This window comes from Sphingomonas xinjiangensis (assembly GCF_014199255.1).
Lineage (GTDB): Bacteria > Pseudomonadota > Alphaproteobacteria > Sphingomonadales > Sphingomonadaceae > Sphingomonas > Sphingomonas xinjiangensis.
This window is the reverse complement of sequence record NZ_JACIJF010000009.1, coordinates 93,942-113,422: the sequence shown is the minus strand read 5'-3', so window position 1 is coordinate 113,422 and position 19,481 is coordinate 93,942. Positions and strand designations below refer to the sequence as shown.

The 19,481-nt window shown below is 66.5% G+C and carries 17 protein-coding genes; 6 read left to right on the top strand and 11 right to left on the bottom strand.

Features of this window, described 5'->3' with window-relative positions:
- Window positions 1-91 precede the first annotated feature (91 nt).
- Complete coding sequence (ligA, locus tag FHT02_RS14535; RefSeq protein WP_184089022.1) at window positions 92-2,224, bottom strand: NAD-dependent DNA ligase LigA; 2,133 nt, start codon at window positions 2,222-2,224, stop codon at window positions 92-94.
- 72 nt (window positions 2,225-2,296) lie between these two features.
- Here ligA and FHT02_RS14530 point away from each other — a divergent pair, with 72 nt between their 5' ends.
- Window positions 2,297-3,463 (top strand): MBL fold metallo-hydrolase, encoded by a 1,167-nt coding sequence (locus tag FHT02_RS14530; RefSeq protein ID WP_184089019.1) that lies wholly within the window; start codon window positions 2,297-2,299, stop codon window positions 3,461-3,463.
- Entirely contained in the window at window positions 3,463-3,903 is a 441-nt protein-coding gene (locus tag FHT02_RS14525; RefSeq protein WP_184089016.1) for a hypothetical protein, read from the top strand. The genes FHT02_RS14530 and FHT02_RS14525 overlap by 1 nt, the downstream gene beginning before the upstream one ends.
- 3 nt (window positions 3,904-3,906) lie before the next feature.
- Here FHT02_RS14525 and FHT02_RS14520 read toward each other — a convergent pair whose 3' ends face one another.
- Entirely contained in the window at window positions 3,907-4,470 is a 564-nt protein-coding gene (locus tag FHT02_RS14520; protein WP_184089013.1) for a DUF3617 domain-containing protein, read from the bottom strand.
- Between the two features lie 129 nt (window positions 4,471-4,599).
- Here FHT02_RS14520 and FHT02_RS14515 point away from each other — a divergent pair, with 129 nt between their 5' ends.
- The 3 genes from FHT02_RS14515 (at window position 4,600) to uvrB (ending at window position 7,573) form a co-directional block, all read left to right on the top strand.
- Window positions 4,600-4,830, top strand: a complete 231-nt coding sequence (locus FHT02_RS14515) for a hypothetical protein (RefSeq protein ID WP_184089012.1) — start codon at window positions 4,600-4,602, stop codon at window positions 4,828-4,830.
- Window positions 4,827-5,309 carry a hypothetical protein gene (locus tag FHT02_RS14510; RefSeq protein ID WP_246352418.1) on the top strand — a complete coding sequence of 161 codons (483 nt, stop codon included), beginning with the start codon at window positions 4,827-4,829 and terminating at the stop codon, window positions 5,307-5,309. Before FHT02_RS14515 ends, FHT02_RS14510 begins: the two co-directional genes overlap by 4 nt.
- A 68-nt stretch (window positions 5,310-5,377) precedes the next feature.
- Window positions 5,378-7,573, top strand: a complete 2,196-nt coding sequence (uvrB, locus tag FHT02_RS14505) for an excinuclease ABC subunit UvrB (protein WP_184089009.1) — start codon at window positions 5,378-5,380, stop codon at window positions 7,571-7,573.
- A gap of 235 nt (window positions 7,574-7,808) precedes the next feature.
- On the opposite strand, the gene FHT02_RS14500 is transcribed toward uvrB, so the two are convergent.
- The 6 genes from FHT02_RS14500 to FHT02_RS14475 form a co-directional block, all read right to left on the bottom strand.
- Window positions 7,809-8,270, bottom strand: a complete 462-nt coding sequence (locus FHT02_RS14500) for a DUF3035 domain-containing protein (RefSeq protein ID WP_184089007.1) — start codon at window positions 8,268-8,270, stop codon at window positions 7,809-7,811.
- Window positions 8,263-8,784, bottom strand: coding sequence for a signal peptidase II (lspA, locus tag FHT02_RS14495; protein WP_184089004.1), 522 nt, complete (start codon window positions 8,782-8,784; stop codon window positions 8,263-8,265). The genes FHT02_RS14500 and lspA overlap by 8 nt, the downstream gene beginning before the upstream one ends.
- Window positions 8,781-11,609 (bottom strand): isoleucine--tRNA ligase, encoded by a 2,829-nt coding sequence (gene ileS / locus FHT02_RS14490; RefSeq protein WP_184089001.1) that lies wholly within the window; start codon window positions 11,607-11,609, stop codon window positions 8,781-8,783. Before ileS ends, lspA begins: the two co-directional genes overlap by 4 nt.
- Window positions 11,610-11,846: 237 nt before the next feature.
- On the bottom strand, window positions 11,847-12,773 hold the full coding sequence (locus tag FHT02_RS14485; protein WP_184088998.1) for a bifunctional riboflavin kinase/FAD synthetase: 927 nt from the start codon (window positions 12,771-12,773) through the stop codon (window positions 11,847-11,849).
- Window positions 12,774-12,865: 92 nt separating this feature from the next.
- Entirely contained in the window at window positions 12,866-13,336 is a 471-nt protein-coding gene (locus FHT02_RS14480) for a dihydrofolate reductase (RefSeq protein WP_184088995.1), read from the bottom strand.
- Between the two features lie 151 nt (window positions 13,337-13,487).
- On the bottom strand, window positions 13,488-14,282 hold the full coding sequence (locus FHT02_RS14475) for a thymidylate synthase (RefSeq protein ID WP_184088992.1): 795 nt from the start codon (window positions 14,280-14,282) through the stop codon (window positions 13,488-13,490).
- Between the two features lie 291 nt (window positions 14,283-14,573).
- Between FHT02_RS14475 and FHT02_RS14470 the strand changes: the two genes are divergently transcribed.
- On the top strand, window positions 14,574-14,972 hold the full coding sequence (locus tag FHT02_RS14470) for a JAB domain-containing protein (RefSeq protein WP_184088989.1): 399 nt from the start codon (window positions 14,574-14,576) through the stop codon (window positions 14,970-14,972).
- Here FHT02_RS14470 and FHT02_RS14465 read toward each other — a convergent pair.
- The 3 genes from FHT02_RS14465 to FHT02_RS14455 form a co-directional block, all read right to left on the bottom strand.
- Window positions 14,964-15,689, bottom strand: coding sequence for a class I SAM-dependent methyltransferase (locus FHT02_RS14465; protein ID WP_184088986.1), 726 nt, complete (start codon window positions 15,687-15,689; stop codon window positions 14,964-14,966). The genes FHT02_RS14470 and FHT02_RS14465 overlap by 9 nt on opposite strands.
- 26 nt (window positions 15,690-15,715) lie before the next feature.
- Window positions 15,716-16,843, bottom strand: a complete 1,128-nt coding sequence (gene prfB / locus FHT02_RS14460) for a peptide chain release factor 2 (protein WP_184088983.1) — start codon at window positions 16,841-16,843, stop codon at window positions 15,716-15,718.
- Between the two features lie 71 nt (window positions 16,844-16,914).
- Window positions 16,915-19,434, bottom strand: coding sequence for a penicillin-binding protein 1A (locus FHT02_RS14455; protein ID WP_184088980.1), 2,520 nt, complete (start codon window positions 19,432-19,434; stop codon window positions 16,915-16,917).
- Window positions 19,435-19,481: the final 47 nt, after the last annotated feature.

Genomic DNA, 19,481 nt, shown 5'->3' with positions numbered 1-19,481 from the left:
GTCGATTTATGTCGACTCTGTGACAGTTGCCGGAACCGTCATGAACTCAGCGCGTTAACCACCGGTTTAACTTTGCTGCGTTGCAAAAAAGTCACGTAGCGGCGGCTGCGATCGCCTGCCACTCGGCTTCTGTGACGACGCGGATGCCCAAATCGTCGGCTTTCTTGCGCTTCGATCCGGCGTCAGCACCGACAATCACCAGATCGGTCTTGGCGGATACCGAACTCGCGACTCGCGCGCCAAGCGATTCGGCCTGGGCTTTCGCCTCGTCGCGGCTCAGCGTCTCCAATTTACCGGTGAAAACGAGCGTCTTGCCGCTCACCTCTGACGCGCGGGTCTCCACCACGAAAGGGGGTGGAGAGACTTCGCTGAGCAGGTCGTCCCACAGCATTCTATTGTGCGGCTCATGAAAGAAGTCGGCGAGCGCGTGGCCGGCCGCCCCGCCGACATTCTCCACGCCGACATGCTCTGCCACAGCTTTGTCGAGCCGCGCCTGGTGCTTCTGCGGCGTCTCACCCAACACCGGCGGGCAGTTCTCTCGCAGGGCGATCAACGCGTCGGCGAGCGTCTGAAGTGCGGGCAGGTTGGCGTAGCGCTTGAGCAGGTCGCGTGCGGTCACCACGCCGATGTGGCGGATGCCGAGTCCGAAGAGCAGGCGCACGGGATCGGGCGACCGCTTCGCCTCGATCGCGGCGAGAAGGTTGTCTACCGACTTGTCCTTCCACCCTTCCCGCCCGAGCAGCTCGTCGCGGTGCGCGCGCAGTCGGAAGATGTCGGCGGGCTCGGCGATCCAGCCCAGGTCGAGGAACTCGACCAGCGTCTTCTCGCCCAAGCCTTCGATGTCGAGCGCGCCGCGGCTTACAAAGTGGCGCAGCCTTTCCAGCCGCTGTGCCGGACAGATCAGCCCACCGGTGCAGCGTATATCGACTTCGCCCTCCTCGCGCACCGCTTCCGACTGGCAGTCGGGGCAGTGCGTTGGAAAGGTCCAGGCTTCGCGCGGTTCGTCGCGGGTGAGGTTCTCGACGATCTGCGGGATCACGTCGCCGGCGCGCTGAAGGACCACTCGGTCGCCCGGTCGCACCCCAAGCCGCGAGATCTCGTCGGCATTGTGAAGCGTCGCGTTGGTCACCACCACCCCGCCCACGGTTACCGGTTCCAGTCGCGCAACCGGCGTCAGCTTGCCGGTGCGCCCGACCTGAATGTCGATCCGTTGAAGCGTCGTCTGCGCCCGCTCGGCCGGGAACTTGTGCGCGATTCCCCAGCGCGGCGCCCGCCCGACATAGCCGAGCCGGATTTGCCAATCGAGCCGGTCGATCTTGTAGACGACGCCATCAATGTCGAACGGCAGGTCGGCGCGCACCCCTTCGATCGCGCGATACTGCGCCAGCGCCGCGTCGAGGTCGAGCGGCCCCGCGAACAGATCGGACACAGGGAACCCCATCCCTCGAAGCGCGGCGATCACCGCCGCTTGCGTGTCGCCGGGCAGCGCGCTGGTCTCGCCCCAACCCCAAGCAAGGAAGCGGAGCGGCCGCGTAGCGGTGACCGCGGCATCTTTCTGGCGCAGCGATCCCGCGGCGGCGTTGCGGGGGTTGGCGAACTGGCGGGCTTCCTTGCCCGCCGTCTCGGCCTCCGCGAGCAGGCGGGCGTTGAGCGCGGCGAAGTCGCCCTTCGCCATATAGACCTCGCCGCGCACCTCGAACACGTCGGGCGCCCCGGTCAGCGTCGGAGGGATGTCGGCAATGGTTCGGGCGTTCGCCGTCACGTCCTCGCCCACGCGTCCGTCGCCTCGGGTCAGCGCCTGCACCAGCGTGCCGCCCTCATAGCGCAGCGAACAGGATAGCCCGTCAATCTTGGGCTCGGCGGTAAGCGCCACTGTCTCGCCGTCGCTTAGGCTCAAGAAGCGGCGCACCCGGCCCAGAAAATCGGCCACGTCCTGCGCAGAAAAGGCGTTGTCGAGGCTGAACATCTGCCGCGCGTGCGTCACCTTGGCCAAGTGACTGGAGGGCGCCGCGCCAACTTGGCGCGACGGCGAGTCACTGCGCACCAGATCGGCAAAGGCGGCTTCGATCGCGGCATTGCGCCGCATCAACGCGTCATACTGTGCGTCGCTGATCTCGGGCGCGTCCTCGCCATGGTAGAGCCGGTTATGGCGGGCGATCTCGGCAGCCAGCCGCTCCAGCTCGGCGGCGGCATCTTCCGGTGTGCGGGGCAGCTCGGCGGTCATGACGCACGGTTAGGGTAGGGGTGCCCCGGCGATCAAGCTTGATCACACGCCTCCACCCCGCGATGACGGGACATGCGCGTCGTAAAGCTTGCCCTCGCCGTCCTGCTATGGATCGTTGTCGCCCTCTGTCTGGCGGCAACGGTGCTTCCGCACTTCCTCGACCGCATCTATTATGAAGGCCCGCAGAGCGCGCATTTTGACGGTGCACATTTCTTCAATCCCGATGGCGATGACGACCGGCTTCGGACATCGCGGAGCAGCAGTCGGTTCGGCTTCGTCGCGCGCTATCTGCTCGGCGATAACGGCCGGCCGGTATGGCCCGACCGGGTGCCGGTGCGGCCGAGCAAACCCGCCGCGCGAGTCGTTGGGGAGACGATGCGTGTCACCTGGGTCGGGCATGCCACGCTGCTGGTGCAGACCAACAGCCTCAACATCCTGACCGATCCCGTCTGGAGCGACCGCGCCGGACCGCTCGGCCTCGGTCCCCGACGCGTGGCGGCGCCAGGCGTCGAGTTCGACGATCTGCCGCGCATCGACCTAGTGCTCGTGAGCCACAACCATTATGACCATATGGATCTCACCACCTTGAAGCGGCTGTGGCAGCGCGACCGTCCGTTGATCGTCACCTCGCTCGGCAACGATCGCGTGATCGGCGGGGCAGGGGTGCCCGCGCGGGCGCTGGATTGGGGGCAGTCGCTCGAAGCCCGACAGGGGGTGCGCGTGGCGGTCACCCGCAATCACCATTGGGGCAGTCGGTGGTTCTCCGACCGCAACCGTGCTTTGTGGTCCAGCTTCGTGGTCGAGCTGTCGGGTGGTAATTTCTTCTTCTCAGGCGATACCGGGCTGGGTGACGGCAAATGGCCTGCCGAAGCCGCGGCGCTCGGCCCCATTCGCCTTGCCGCGATCCCGATCGGCGCCTTCCGTTTCCAAGAAAGGCAGATGGCAGCGGGCAGCCATGTCGGCCCGCTCGGCGCGCTGCACATCTGGCAGGGGTTGGGGCAGCCCCAGGCGATCCCGATCCATTGGGGCACCTTCCGTCTCTCGCGCGAGGCCTATGATACTCCGCCGCGGCTGCTTCGGGCGATGCAGGAGTGCGCGGGCGCCGACCCGCGCCGCTTCGCGTCTACCCCCATCGGCCAGCCTGTCGATGTGCCGCCCCTTGCTGCTGGGGGAACCCCGCCCGACTTCGCCAAGCTCGACGCCTGCATCCGTGCCGGCCGATTCGACGCGCTACGTTGATGGGCGCGCCTCGCCGTTACGGCACCAGCATCGATCGCGCGGGGCTGGCGCTCGGCGCCGGAGCGCTGATGCTCGGCCTGCTCACGATGCTGCTGCTCCTGCCCGGCGGACACGGCGCGCAGGCGCTCGCTCTTGGCCTGGTGCTCGGCACTCTGTTCGGGGCGCTGGCGCTTACCGTGCTGGCAGGCCCTTTATGGCTGGTGCTGCATGTCGCGGGCATTCGCGGCCCGGTCGCCGCCGCGCTCGCGGGCATCGTGCTTGCGCTCGCGCTGTTCGTTGCGGCGCAGACGCGCGGCTTCGGGCTGTTCGACGCTCAGCCGTTGGCGAGCGATGTCGCGCTGTTCCGCTGGGTCGGCGCGCTGCTCACTGCCGGTCTGATCGCGATCCTTGCCAGCGGCATTGCGCTGGCGATGTGGCGCATCGCCTATCGCCGTCGCTGAGGCTCAGGCGGGACAGGCGCCCACGCGTTTGCCGGTCGCCTGCAGCGTCAGCGCGATGTAGCCCGCCTGGCCCGGCGCACCGGTCTTCTGGTCCAGCTTGACGTCGAATCCGTTCGGGCCGGTGGTGCCCACGGCGTGCAGCACCGTGTCGGGTGCGCCGTCCTTCTTGCACTCGATCACCGCGTCGAGCTTGCCGCCTTTGGACTGATAGCGCGGATAGGTGCAGGTGCCCGCCACCTTTTCCAGCTGCGACAAGTCGATCGGCTTCAGCTCGTCCTTGGTGCGGCAGGCAGTGGAGTTGCGCTCCAGCGCCTTGATCGCTTGTTCCTGTGTCCCGCGCGCCGCGCTCGATAGCGCCGACAGGTCGGTCGAAACCACACGTAGCGCCAACGTCCACTTGCCCGGCGTCATCGCTGCCTTAGGCTGCGCGATCTGGATCAGCTTCGACACTTCCTCGGTGGTCGCGTTCGTCGCGTCGATCTCGCCGGTCTCCGCGGCCCGCTTCTCCGCCGCCGATTGGCAGGCGGACAGTGCGAGCGTCGCGACGGCAAGCAGCAAGATGCGCATGTGAATCAAAGTCCCCGGATCGTTGTCGCCTCCTCAGACGCGAAAAGCCGATGATTTGCAATTGCCCGGCGAAGTTCTTGCTTTGTTCCAGCGTTGCTGGTACAATGCAGTCGGACAGGGGAGAGTCCCATGCAGACCATGGCATCGCGGCAGATCGAGTCCTCCAAAGCGTTTCCTGCAATCCTAGGCATGGCGCTTACCGTCGCCACCCTTTGTACGCCCGCGGCTTTGGCCAGTTCGCTGCGGGTCGGGCCCGTCCGCCACCAGCGCGGCGTCCGCCGAGTCAGATCGCCCGCCGCGCCGCAGCAGAACCAGGAAGAAGCCGCCGGCGACGATCATCATCCCGGCACTACCGCATGATCTTCCCGCGGCGCGATCGGCCAGTAAGCCAGCGGACAAGCCACGCGCTGCCAAGCCGCGTGCGCGCCCGCGCGTGCCTCGCGCGCCAAGCTCAACACGGCGCTGGACGCGATCGCGCAGGAACTCGTCACGTTGCCGGCGAAAGCGCGAATGGCGCCTTTCTGTATGTCGAAGTCGGCATGGGCTGGATCACGCCCAGCGTGTTCAAGGCCGACGGCAAGGTCGTGCGCTACGTCGAATCAGAAGGAAGCGACCTTGAACTGCTGCTGCTTTCGGCTTGGTTCGCCGAACCGGCGAGCAGGCGCTGGTCGATAATGGAATATGACCTCAAGAACGGCGCGTTTTCGGTCGCGTTTCAATATCCCGACGAGGTGGATGTCGAAGCGATGCACCCTTATTATCGCGAGAAGGCCCTGCTGTCCCGGTTTGGCGACCGGCCCCTGGTCTTTCCGCAATCGGGACAGGCCGGCCGCAGCTGAGATGACTCGAGCGACCGCCCGTGTCGGAGCGATTGCGGCCCCGCCCTCCAGACCCAATATGGAAGCCGATGGCCATCCAGATCCGCACCAACCTAGACGAGCCCGAAACCGGCGAGAGCTTCGTTCCGCATCGTCCGAACCGCCCCGAAAAGAGCGAGGGCGGCAAGCGTTTTGAATTGGTGAGCGAGTATCAGCCGTCGGGCGACCAGCGCTTTGCGATCCCCGAACTCGTCCAGCAGGCGGCGGCGGGTGAGCGCGACCAAGTGCTGCTTGGCGTTACCGGATCCGGCAAGACCTACACCATGGCCAAGATGATCGAGGAGCTGCAGCGCCCGGCGCTGATCCTGGCACCCAACAAGATCCTCGCGGCGCAGCTTTATGGCGAGTTCAAGTCGTTCTTTCCGAACAACGCGGTCGAATATTTCGTTAGCTATTACGACTATTATCAGCCCGAGGCCTATGTCGCCCGTTCGGACACCTACATCGAAAAAGAAAGCTCGGTGAACGAGGCGATCGACCGGATGCGCCACTCGGCCACCCGGTCGCTGCTTGAGCGCGACGACGTGATCATCGTCGCGTCGGTGTCGTGTCTGTACGGCATCGGCTCGGTCGAGACCTACAGCGCGATGATCTTCGATCTTAAGAAGGGCAGGGTCGAGGACCAGCGCGAGATCATCCGCAAGCTCGTCGCGCTGCAATACAAGCGCAATGACGCGGCATTCTCGCGCGGGAACTTTCGCGTGCGCGGCGACAGCCTTGAGATCTTCCCGTCGCATTATGAGGACACCGCCTGGCGGATCAGCTTCTTCGGCGACGAGATCGAGGAGATTACCGAATTCGATCCGCTGACCGGCAGCAAGGTGGCGAACCTCGACAGCGTCCGCGTCTACGCCAATTCGCACCACGTCACGCCCGGGCCGACGCTCAAGCAGGCGATGGAGGCGATCAAGCACGAACTGTCCGAGCGGCTGAAGGAGTTGGAGGCCGAGGGCAAGCTGCTTGAGCATCAGCGGCTGGAACAGCGCACTAACTTTGATCTGGAGATGATCGCCGCGACGGGCAGCTGCGCGGGCATCGAGAATTATAGCCGCTTCCTCACCGGCCGCCTGCCGGGTGAGCCGCCGCCCACGCTGTTCGAATATCTGCCTGAAAACGCCCTGCTATTCGTCGATGAGAGCCACCAGACGATTGGCCAGATCAACGGCATGTCGCGCGGTGACCATCGCCGCAAGATCACGCTGGCGGAATATGGCTTCCGCCTGCCCTCGGCGATCGACAATCGCCCGCTGCGCTTCAACGAGTGGGACGCGATGCGCCCGCAGACCACCTATGTCTCGGCGACGCCCGGCGGGTGGGAGATGGAGCAGACCGGCGGCGTGTTCGTCGAACAGGTCATCCGCCCGACCGGACTGATCGACCCCCCGGTCGAGATCAAGCCGGTCGAGGAGCAGGTCCAAGACCTGATACAGGAGTGCAAGAAGACTACGGCGCTTGGCTATCGCACCCTCGTCACCACGCTGACCAAGCGGATGGCCGAGGATCTGACCGAATATATGCACGAGGCAGGGATCAAGGTCCGCTACATGCATTCGGACACCGAGACGCTGGAGCGCATCGAGCTGATCCGCGATCTTCGGCTGGGCGTGTACGACGTGCTGATCGGCATCAACCTGCTGCGCGAGGGGCTCGACATCCCCGAATGCGGGCTGGTGGCGATCCTCGACGCCGACAAGGAAGGGTTTCTGCGCTCGGAGACCTCGCTGATCCAGACGATCGGCCGCGCCGCGCGCAACGTCGAGGGCCGAGTGATCCTCTATGCCGATCGCGTGACCGGCAGCATGGAGCGCGCGCTCGCCGAAACCGGCCGTCGCCGTGAGAAGCAGGAGGAATATAACCGCGAGCACGGCATCACGCCGTTCACGGTGAAGAAGAACATCGGCGACATCATCGCCCATGTCGCTTCGAAGGACGGCGTGCTGGTCGAGATCGACGCGGACCGGCCGCACATAGTCGGCCACAATCTTCGCGCTTATATCGAAGAGCTCGAGAAGAAGATGCGCAATGCCGCGGCGAACCTGGAGTTCGAGGAGGCCGGGCGGCTGCGCGACGAGATCCGCTCGCTCGAGGCCGAGGAACTCGGGCTGCCGGCCGACGAGCACAAGGCGCCCGTCATGGGACGCAGCAACGAAGGCAAGCCGGGCACCCGCAAGACGCGATACGGCAAGCAGCAGCAGATCCGCGCCAGCGGCGCGCGGCGGCGCTGACGCCCCACATCGTTCTTTCGGGAGGGGGGACGAGGCGAGGCAGCCCGGCCTGGCAGTTCCCCGGCGGAGGCGGGAGCCGAGCCGCCAAACCCTCATCACTAGATGCGTCGCAGCTGGGCTCCGGCCTCTGCTGAGGAACATGGGTGCCGCAGAGCTTCCCCGAGAGAAGTCAAGAAAAAGGGCCGGCCCGCACACAAGCGGACCGGCCTTTTCTCATCTCCACGCAAACGCGCGCTTATTGCGGCTGCGGCGTTCCTGCAGGCGGCGTGGTCGGCTGCGGCGCCGCGGCACCCGTGCCTGCGCTCGCCTCACGGCCGTTACCCGCTGGCGCCGCGATGATCTCGCTGGTAGTGCCACCCTTGTCGACCACCGGCGTGGTCGGGCTGCCCGCGGTGCTGCGCGCGCCCAGGTCGGCGGCCGAACGCCCTGCGGCGTCCAGCGTCGCGCTTTCGCCAGCGCTGCGCGCTGCCGAACCGCCGAACAGCGCGTCGAGCGCCTGGTCGGACGCCTTGACGTCCTGCGGGCGCGGGGCGCCGGGCTGCGGTGGCACCAGCGCGAAATCGGGCGGGATCACCAGCGGTGCCTGGCGCGCGACGGCGAACTCGTCGGGACGGTTGCGGTTCATGCCGCTCTTGCCGCAGGCCGACAGCGAGGCGGTAAGCGCGATGCCGCTCGCAAGGATGATCAGCTTACGCATTGACTTCATTCTCCACAGGGGCCGGCCTGCCGGCCGGCGTATCGCGCACGAACAAGGCGCGGATCAACAGGATCAGCACGCCGATGGTAATCGCCGCATCGGCGACATTGAAGACCAAAAAGGGACGCCAATTGCCGAAGTGCAGATCGGCAAAATCGACAACATAGCCCAGCCGGGCGCGATCCAGGATGTTGCCGATCGCGCCACCGAGCACCAGGCCCAGCGCGATGATGTCGGGGCGCTTCTTCTCGCGCAGCATCCACACGCACACGCCGGCGGCGATCGCGCCGGTCAGCAGCACCAGCAGCCAGCGCGTCATCGCGCCGCTTGCGGGCAACAGCCCCAGGGACACGCCGACATTTTTGACGAAGCGAAGATCGAAGATCGGCAGCACCGTCAGCGACGCGTCCTGCACGTTAAGGCCCAACGGGCCCGTGACATAGTATTTGGTGAACTGGTCGACCAGAAACACCAGGGCCGCGACGAGCAGCCCGATCCGACGGTTCATGTTCATGCGTCCACCACCTGCGCGCAGCGGTCGCACAACGCGCCGTCCTCCGCAACTTCGGGAAGATGCCGCCAGCACCGGCCGCATTTAAGGCGATCGGTGGGCGTAACCGTGACGGCGTCGCCGGGCGTGACCTTGGACACGATGAACAGTTCGGCCAGGCTATCGCCGGGCAGCGGCAGTTCGGGGGTGGTGACTTCGGCCTCCAGGCTGGAGCGTACCTTCTTCTCGCGGCGATAGGGCTCGATAGCCTCGGTCACGCGCTCGCGAAGGGCGCGGACCTGCGACCAGTCGGCGGACAGTTTGCCCTCGACCACCGGTACCTCGGGCCATTCCAGCAAGTGCACCGAGCTGTCCTCGCCGGGGAAGCGCGCCTGCCACACTTCCTCGGCAGTGAAGGCGAGGATCGGGGCGGCGTAGCGGACGAGTGCGTGGAACAGGATGTCGAGCACGGTGCGGTAGGCGCGGCGCTTCGGATCGCTGGGCGCGTCGCAGTAGAGCGAGTCCTTGCGGATATCGAAGAAGAAGGCTGACAGGTCCTCGTTGGCGAAGTCGGTCAATGCGCGGGTGTAGCGGTTGAACTCGAACGCGTTGGCGGCTGCGCGAAGCTCGGTGTCGAGTTCGGCCAGGCGCACCAGGATGTAGCGTTCCAGCTCGGGCATTTCGGCGACGGCCAGCATCTCGTCGACGCGGAAATCGTCGAGGGCGCCGAGCAGGTAGCGGAAGGTATTGCGCAGCTTGCGGTAGGTATCGCCGGTGCCGGCGAGCACTTCCTTGCCGATGCGGACGTCCTCGAAATAGTCGGTCTGGGCAACCCACAGGCGCAGGATGTCGGCGCCGGATTCCCCAATGATCTTAAGGGGATCGACGACATTGCCGAGCGACTTGGACATCTTCTTGCCCTTGCCGTCGAGCGCGAAGCCGTGCGTCAGCACCGCATCGTACGGCGCGCGGCCGCGGGTGCCGGTAGCTTCGAGCAGTGAAGACTGGAACCAGCCACGATGCTGGTCCGACCCCTCGACATACAGGTCGGCGCGGGTGCCCGCGCCATAGCGCGCCTCGACCACAAAGGCGTGAGTCGAGCCGCTGTCGAACCATACGTCGAGGATGTCGGTAACGACTTCATAGTCGGCTGCGTCATATTGCGAGCCGAGCAGCGCCTGGTGATCGGCCTGGAACCAGGCGTCGGCGCCGCCGGCCCGGAAGGCAGTGAGGATGCGCGCGTTGACCGCGGCGTCGCGGAGGTAATCGCCGGTGTGGCGGTGAACGTAGAGCGCGATCGGCACACCCCAGGCGCGCTGGCGGGAGATTACCCAGTCCGGGCGCCCTTCGACCATCGAACGGATGCGGTTCTTGGAACGTTCGGGCACCCAGCGGGTCTGCTCGATCGAGTTGAGCGCAAGGTCGCGCAGCGTGGCGCCGTTGCTCTCCGGCACGCCCTCTTCCTTCGAGTGCGACGCGCGGTCCATCGGGATGAACCATTGCGGGGTGGCGCGGAAGATCACCTTGGCCTTGGAGCGCCAGCTGTGCGGATAGCTGTGCTTGAAGTCGTCCGAGGCGGCGAGGAGCGCGCCGGCTTCGCGCAGATCGGTGCAGATCGGGCCGTCGGCGGCAGTGAACTTCTTGTTGATCACCGATCCCTGGCCGCCCAGCCAGCCCCAGTCGGCGCGGTAGAAGCCGGCGGCGTCGACCGCGAACACGGGCTCGAGGCCGTTGGCCTTGCACAGCAGGAAGTCGTCCTCGCCGTGATCGGGTGACATATGGACGAGGCCGGTGCCCGCGTCAGTGGTGACGAAGTCGCCGGCGAGCATTGGGCGCGGCTTGGCAAAGAAGCCGCCGAGCGCGTGCATCGGGTGGCGGGCCACGGCGCCGTCCAACTGCGAACCCTTGATGGAAGCAAGCGCCGTGACCGTGCCCGGCGTGTCGCCGATCTTGAGCACCACCGGATGGCCAATGCGCGCACCGAAGCTGTCGAGCAGGTCCTTGGCGATCAGCAGCGTGTTGGCGCCACCTTCCATTTCGTCGAAGCGGACCAGGAAATATTCAATTTCAGGCCCGTACGCCAAAGCCTGGTTCACCGGGATCGTCCACGGCGTGGTCGTCCAGATCACCGCATGCGCGCCGACCAGTTCGGGTGCGTTCGGCGCCTCGACGATCTCGAACGCCACGTCGATCTGGGTCGAGGTGATGTCCTCATATTCGACTTCGGCTTCGGCGAGCGCGGTCTTCTCGACCGGGGACCACATCACCGGCTTGGCGCCGCGATAGACCTGGCCGGTCTCGGCAAACTTGAGCAGTTCGCCGACGATGGTGGCTTCGGCTTCGAACTTCATGGTCAGATAGGGGTCTTCCCAATCGCCCATGATGCCCAGCCGCTCGAACTGGCCGCGCTGCACCTGCACCCACTTCTCGGCATAAGCGCGGCATTCGGCCCGGAAGGCGACGGGGTCGACTTCGTCCTTGTTGAGCTTCTTGGCGCGATACGCTTCCTCGACCTTCCACTCGATCGGCAGGCCATGGCAGTCCCAGCCCGGCACGTAGGGCGCGTCCTTGCCCATCAGCGACTGGCTGCGGACGATGATGTCCTTGAGGATCTTGTTCATCGCATGGCCCATGTGAATGTCGCCATTCGCATAGGGCGGACCATCGTGGAGGATGAAGCGCTCGCGGCCTTCACGTTCGCGGCGCAGGCGGTCGTACAGGCCGATCTTGGCCCAGCGCTCGAGGATCGCGGGCTCCTTGGCGGCAAGGCCGGCCTTCATCGGAAAATCGGTCTTCGGAAGGAAGACGGTGTCGCGCCAGTCGCGCGAGGTGTCGTTGGTGTCGCTCATGAGTGCGCGCGGATTAAAGGAAGCGCGGGAAGCTTGCAAAGGCGGAGTTGGGGGATCGGGGTTAAGTGTCATTTTGGGGGTGCCTGGTTCTTCTTCCTGGCTCCCCGGCGGAGGCCAGGGCCCGGTCGCGGCCGAGGCTCGATGCCGCAGGACGCTTGCTCCAGCGCATCGCAGCTGCGCCCCGGCCTTCGCCGGGGAACCGAAAGGGCGTTTGGTATTCCCCCTAAAAGGGGAGGATTAGCTGGTCAGCAGCGCCCGCGCCTGCGCGGCGTCCTTGTCCATCTGAACCTTGAGCGCGTCCAGGCTGTCGAACTTGGCCTCGGGGCGCAGATAGTCGTGGAGCGACACTTCGATGCGCTGGCCGTAGAGGTCGCCGGAAAAGTCGAAGAAGAAGCTTTCGAGCAGTTCGAGCGGCGGCTCGATGGTGGGGCGGATGCCTAGATTGGCGACGCCGTTCAGCACGCCGCCATCGGGCAAGCGCCCCTGCACGGCATAGATGCCGTAGGCCGGGCGCAGATAGTTGGCGAGGACCATGTTGGCGGTGGGATAGCCGAGCGTGCGGCCGAGACGCGCGCCGCCCTCAACCACCCCTTCGATCGCGAAGGGGCGCGTGAGCAGGCGGGCGGCGTCGCGCGGCCGGCCGGCGCGCAGATGCTCGCGAATGCTGCTGGAGGAGACGGTCTCGCCGTCGAGCGTCACCGGCGGCACCATGTCGGCGGAGAAGCCTAGCTGGCGGCCTAGTTCGGCGAGCGCGGCGACATCGCCCTCGCGGCCCTTGCCAAAGGTGAAGTCGGTGCCGGTCACCACGCCGCCTGCGCCGATGTGCTCGACCAGGCGTTCCTGCGCGAAGCCCCGGGCGCCGAGGCCCGCGAGATCGCTGTCGAAGGGGAATACCAGCATGGCGTCGGCACCGGCCTGCGCGAACAGGCGCTGGCGCTGGTCGAGCGTGGTGAGGCGGAAGTGGCTGCTGTCAGGCCGGAAGAAGCGCTTGGGATGGGGATCGAAGGTGGCGACGATCGCCGGGCGGCCTTCGGCGCGGGCGCGATCGATGGCACGGCCCACCACCGCCTGATGACCCAGGTGAAATCCGTCGAAATTGCCCAGCGCGACAATCGCGCCCCTCAGCCGCGGCGGAACCGCCGCGCCGCCGTCCAGCCGCTCCATGGGGTGCCTATAGGGCGGGTGGCCGGTGGGGGCTAGGGCTTCGTCATTCGGGCGCTGCCGGGGTGACGCGGCCTTGCTGTCGAAGCGGTGCGTCAGGCGCGGTCGAGGGTGACGAAGCTGTAGGCCGGGCGGTCACCCTGCGCCGAATGGTCCTCGCGCGCGGTTTCGGTCCAGCCGAGGCCGAAGGCGGGTACGCTGGCGTCGCCATCGGCATCGAGATGGACTTCGGTCAGTTCGATGCGATCGGCGAGCGGGAGGAACAGCGCGAAGATCTCCGCGCCGCCGATGATGGCGGCGTGCTCACCCGCCATGGCGAGGGCCTGTTCGGGGGTGCGGGCGACGTCCGCACCCTCGGCGGACCAGTTTGAGTCGCGGGTGAGGACGATATGGCGGCGGCCGGGAAGGGGGCTGGGGAAGCTTTCGAAGGTCTTGCGCCCCATGACCATCGGCTTGCCCATGGTCTGCGCCTTGAATCGCTTGAGGTCCGCCGGCAGGCGCCAGGGGAGTTGGCCGTCACGGCCGATGACGCCGTTGGTGGCGCGGGCGAGGTGGAAGGTGATCAAGATGTAATCCTCCCCGGCACGGAGAGGGGGACCATGCGCAGCATGGTGGAGGGGGAGTGCCGCGGGCGAAGAGCTCTGTGGAGAGCCCCCTCCACCACGCCCGGTGGGCGCGGCCCCCCTTCCCGTGCCGGGGAGGAGTTGCCGTCATCCCTCATATCGCCACCGGCGCCTTGATATGGGGTTGGGCCTGGTAGTCGTGGATGGCGAAGTCCTCGTACTCGTAGGCGTCGATCGACGGCGCCTTGCGCAGGATTTCGAGGCGCGGGAGCGGGCCCGGCGTGCGGGTGAGCTGTTCGCGGGCCTGGTCGAGATGGTTGGAGTATAGGTGGCAGTCGCCGCCGGTCCAGATGAACTCGCCGACCTCCAGCCCGGTCTGCTGCGCGAGCAGATGGGTGAGCAGCGCGTAGCTGGCGATGTTGAAGGGCACGCCCAGGAAGATGTCGGCCGAGCGCTGGTAGAGCTGGAGGCTCAATTTGCCGTTCGCGACATGGCATTGGAACAGGCAGTGGCAGGGCGCCAGCGCCATGGCGTGCAAGTCGCCCGGATTCCAGGCCGAGACGACCATCCGGCGCGAGTGCGGATTGATCTTGAGCGTTTCGATCAGTTCGGCGATCTGGTCGAGATGGCGGCCGTCGGCGGTTTCCCAGTCGCGCCATTGCTTGCCGTACACCGGGCCGAGATCGCCATTCTCATCGGCCCATTCGTCCCAGATGCTGACCTTGCGCTCCTGAAGCCAGGCGACATTGGTGTCGCCGCGCAGGAACCAGAGCAGCTCGATCAGGATCGAGCGCAGGTGCAGCTTCTTGGTGGTGAGGAGGGGAAAACCCTCGCTCAGATCGAAGCGCATCTGGTGCCCGAAGACCGAACGGGTTCCGGTGCCGGTGCGATCCATGGTTTCCGCGCCATGGTGGAGCGCGCGCTCCATGAGATCGAGATATTGCCGCATGGGGAATGCCTAGCGGTTCGGAGCGGGGCGGGGCAAGGCGTGTTGCGGTGGGTGCCGGGCGTCGGTCATCCCTGGGAGGGGCTGCCGGCCCCAAGGGTTGATGGAGGCATGTCCCCGACCCGGGGGGGGGCGGGATCTGCCTGCGACGGGGACACCCCTCCCTCGCGCTGACGCGCGCCACCTCCTCTTGCAGGGGAGGATTTGGGGTTGCTCCGAATCGGACGGAGCATGGGTCCATTTTGGACCGGGACGGGCTTCGGATTTCCGCACGCCGGGCGCAGCTTTAGCGGCATGGCGGACCAACCTCTTCCGGCCCCTCGGCGCATTGACGATGCCGCCGCGGCGCAGGCTTTGTTCGAGCCGCTGGCGGGTGAGGCGGTGGAAGTGCTCGCCTTCGCCTATCTCGACCGGGGCCGGACCCTGCTGGGGGTGCGGCATGTCCGGTCGCTCGCGGTCGACCGGATAGCCGTGCCGATCCGCGCGATTGCCGGTGATGCGCTCGCGTTCGACGCCTGTGCCGTGGTGATGGCGCACAACCATCCCAGTGGCGATCCGACCCCGAGCGCCGCGGACCGCGAGACGACGCGCCTGGTGGCGCAGGCATTGGAGGGATTGCAGGTGCGCCTGATCGATCACCTGATCATCGCGGCGCGCGGCGTCACCAGCTTCCGGACCCTGGGCTTACTCTGAACCCTGCTGGATCGCTGCGGGGGTCGCGCGGACGCCGCTGCGGCACGCCTTGATCATATTGGGTTCGGGCCGAGCACCTTCGGCGCCGAAAATCGCCAGATAGCCGCCGGCCGAAGGCATTTGCCGCATCGAGATCAGGCGATATCCCACCGCGGCGAATTCGCAGCGCAGCAGGTTGGGCGGGGTGCCGTGCTGCTCGGTCGGGCGGTTGGCGTCGACCACGATCACTTGCCCGCCCGGGGCCAGAGACGGCCGCAGCCGCCACAGGAACTCATAGGGCGATTCGATCTCATGGTACATGTGAACCATCAGCACGCGATCGAAGCTCGCTTCGGGCAGGCGCGGATCGGCGGGAAGGCCCAGGCGCACGCTGACATTGGCCAGCCGTTCGCGCACCACGCGCTCGCCCAGCCGCTCGATCACTTGCGGAACAATGTCCTCGGCGACGACACGGCCTTCCTTGCCGACGCGCTGACCCAGGCGGATCGTGTAATAGCCCTCGCCGGCGCCGATATCGGCGACGGTCATGTCACGCTTGATGCCGGCCAGGTTCATCACCCGATCGGCTTCCTTCAGCCGGTCGCGGGCCTCCTCGGTCGACCAGCGCGCCGAGACGATGCTTGCCACCGGCCGATCGGCGGCGGGGAAGCCGCTGCCCGGATCCGCGCGCTTCTCGCCCGGCGTGCGCGCGCCCCCGTCACAGGCGACGAGCAGCATCGCGGCACTCAGGACGAGGCATGGCCTCAATCCACGTCCTCCACCTGCACGGTCTCGCCAGTGACGCGCTGCGACAGGGCGGCGGCCATGAACGAATCCAGCGCGCCGTCGAGCACGTCGGACGGGGCCGTGGAGGTCACGCCGGTGCGCAGGTCCTTCACCAGCTGATAGGGCTGGAGGACATAGGAACGGATCTGGTGGCCCCAGCCGATATCGGTCTTGGTCGCGTTCTGGGCGTCGGCCACGGCCTCCCGCTCGGCCAGCTCGCGTTCGTACAGGCGCGCGCGCAGCTGGTTATAGGCTTCGGCCTTGTTCTTGTGCTGCGACCGCTGGTTTTGGCACTGCACGACGATGCCGGTGGGCAAGTGCGTGATGCGCACCGCCGAATCGGTGGTGTTGATGTGCTGACCGCCCGCGCCGGACGCGCGGTAGGTGTCGATCCGCAGTTCGCTTTCGTTGATCTCGATGTCGATATTGTCGTCGATCACCGGATAGACCCACACGCTGGAGAAGCTGGTGTGGCGGCGGGCGGCGCTGTCATAGGGCGAGATGCGGACCAGGCGGTGGACGCCGCTCTCGGTCTTGGCATAGCCGTACGCGTTCTCGCCCTTGATCAGCAGAGTCGCGGACTTGATGCCAGCCTGTTCGCCGGCATGATAATCCACCAGCTCGACCTTCATGCCCGTGCGCTCAGCCCAGCGGGTGTACATGCGCAGCAGCATGCCGGCCCAGTCCTGGCTTTCGGTGCCGCCCGCGCCTGAATTGATTTCGACATAGGTGTCGTTGGCGTCGGCCTCGCCCGAGAGCAGCGCCACCACCTTGTCCTTTTCAGAGCGCTCGGCGAGCGCGGCGAGCGCGGCGGTGCCGTCGTTCGCCATCTCGTCATCGCCCTCGGCCTCGGCCATCTCGATCAGCTCGACGGTGTCGTTGAGCTCGCTCTCGATGGCGCGGGTGGCGCCGATCGCCTCGTCCAGGCGGCGGCGTTCGCGCATGACATCCTGCGCGGCCTTGGCGTCGTTCCACAGCGTGGGATCCTCGACGCGGGCGTTGAGTTCGTCCAGCCGGCGCAGCGCGCGGTCCCAATCGAGGGAACGGCGGAGCAGCGCCAGGGCTGCCTGGATCTGATTGACGTGAGCCTGCGCTTCGGCGCGCATGTTCGTTGAACCTTTCAAAGCCTGACGTCACCCGATGAGGCGGGATGACGACGGTAGATATAAGACGCCCGCTAGTAGATTCCGCCCTCGCGTTGCAAGAAATCGCTGTCGCTCTGGCGTTCGGCCTTGGGGGCGGCCTTGGGCGCGGCGGCCTTTGCCCTGGTTTGCGGGTCCTGCTCCATCGAGCGGCGGCCGCGGCGGGGTTCGGCTTCGGGTTTGAAGGCTTCCCAGATGATCGGCGAGAGCGGGTCGTTGGACGGCCAGCCGCCTGCGACCTTGCGCCCGCTCGCGCGGTCGATGCGGACCATGCGGATGCCCTTGGGCGCGGTGAAGGGCAGCTTGGGCATGCCCTCGAACGCGGGAATGGCGAACTGCTTGAAGATCGGCGCGGCGATCGACCCGCCCTGGGCATAGCCGCCCAGGTTGGTGGGCGAATCATAGCCGAGATACAGGCCCGCGATCATCTGCGCGGCGCCGCCGACGAACCAAACGTCGGTCGGGCCGTTGGTAGTGCCGGTCTTGCCCATCAACGGCCGGTCGAGATCGCGCAGCACCGTGGCGGTGCCGCGCTGGACCACGCCTTCGGTGATGTGGACGATCTGATAGGCGCTGAGCGGATCGACCAGCTGGCGTCCGCGACGGACCGGGCGCGGCATGGCGCCGCCGTTCCAGTCGCGGGCGTTGCACCCGTCGCAGGGGCGCCAATTCTCTGGCCAGATCACCTGACCGTGGCGATCCTGGGCGAAGTCGATCACCGTGGGATCGAGCGCGCGGCCATGGTTCACCAGGATCGAATAGGCGTTGACCATGCGCATCACGGTGGTCTCGCCCGCGCCCAGCGCATAGCTGAGATAGGGCGGAAACTTGTTCTTGGTGACGCCCACGCGCTGGATCAGGTCGACCACCGGCTCCATGCCGATCTGGTTGGCGACCTGGACCGTCATCAGGTTGCGCGACTGTTCCACGCCCCAGCGCAGGGTCTTGGGCCCCGCACCGCGCATGTTGCCGAAGTTGCGGAAGCATTTGTTGCCCAGGCCCGCGCCCTGCCAGACGCAGAAAGGACCATCGACGACGATGGTCGCCGGTGTCAGCCCGCGCTCCATCGCCGCGGCATAGACCAAAGGCTTGATCGTCGAGCCGGGCTGGCGGAACGCTTGGGTGGCGCGGTTGAACGACTGGATGCGCGAGTCGAACCCGCCCTGCATCGCCAGCACGCGGCCGGTGCGGGGGTCCTCGACCACCATGCCGCCCGAAACCTTGGGCACCGAGCGCAGCGACCAGTTGGCGCCTTCGGGCGCGACCGCGATGATGTCGCCCGGCTTGATCGCCGAGAACGCTTCGCCACCCTTGCCGCGCACCGGCATAACGGCGGCATAGCGGGGCAGGCGGCCGGTCTGGCCATTGTCGAAGCCAATCTCCCAGCCGTCGCCGCTCCGCTCGATAGCGATGGCGGCACGCCAATTCTCGTAGTCGAGGCCGATATTGGTGTTGAGCAGCGTCTGGAGCCAGCTGTTGCCGATCTCCTTATGGGCGAGCGGTCCGCTCCAGCCGCGGCCCCGGTCGTAACGCAGCAGCCCGTCGCGCAGCGCCTTCTGGGCGAAACCCTGAAGCCGCGGGTCGAGCGAGGTGCGCACCCACAGGCCGCCCTGATAGACGCTGTAGGGACCGGAGTCGGACTTCTCGCCGAACTTGCTCAACAGCTGCCGGCGGACTTCCTCGACGAAATAGCCGCCGACGCGCTCGAACTTGGGCGTTTGGCGGCGCACCGTGCCGAGCGGCGCGGCAACGGCGTCAGCATGCTGCGCCGCGTCGATATAGCCGTTGGCCATCATCTGCCCGAGTACCCAGTTGCGGCGTTCCAGCGCACGATCCGCGTGGCGCTCAGGCGCGTAATTGGCTGGTCCCTTGGGCAGGATCGCCAGATACGCCATTTGCGGCAGGGTGAGCTGGTCGAGTTCCTTGCCGAAATAGGCCTCGCTCGCCGCGGCCACGCCACCGGCGTTGCGGCCAAGTTCGATCGAATTGAGGTAGAGTTCGAGGATCTGCTCCTTGGAAAGCGTGTCCTCCATTTTCCAGGCGAGGATGCCTTCCTTCGCCTTGCGGACATAGCTCGCCTCGTCCCCGACCAGCAGGTTCTTGGCAACCTGTTGGGTGATGGTCGAGGTACCGCGCGGAGTCGATCCGCTGGTGATGCCTTCATAGGCGGCGCGCACCAGCCCCGGGAAATCGACGCCGTGATGCTCGAAGAAGGTCTTGTCCTCGGCCGACAGAAAGGCGCCGACCAGCAGCTTGGGATATTCAGGGAAGCTCAGCTGAACGCGGCGTTCGCGGGCATAGCTGTGGATCGGCATCCCATCGGCCGAGCGGACATTGGTCGGCAGCGGCGGCTCATAGGTCCGCAGTGTTTCCACCGAGGGAAGATTGCGCGCGAACAACAGCCAAAGCAGGAAGACGCCGATCCCTGCGAGCAGCGCCAGCACCGCCAGAACGCGGAACCACCAGCGCCGCCGCAGCCGCCCGAATAAGCCGCCTGCGCCGCTCAGGCCGCGCCTGATCCGCACCGTTTCGCCTGAAGTGTCGCCGTCCGCCATCTGCCGCGCGGTGTAGCAAGTTTCGGCCGCGATGAAAGCCAATCGAA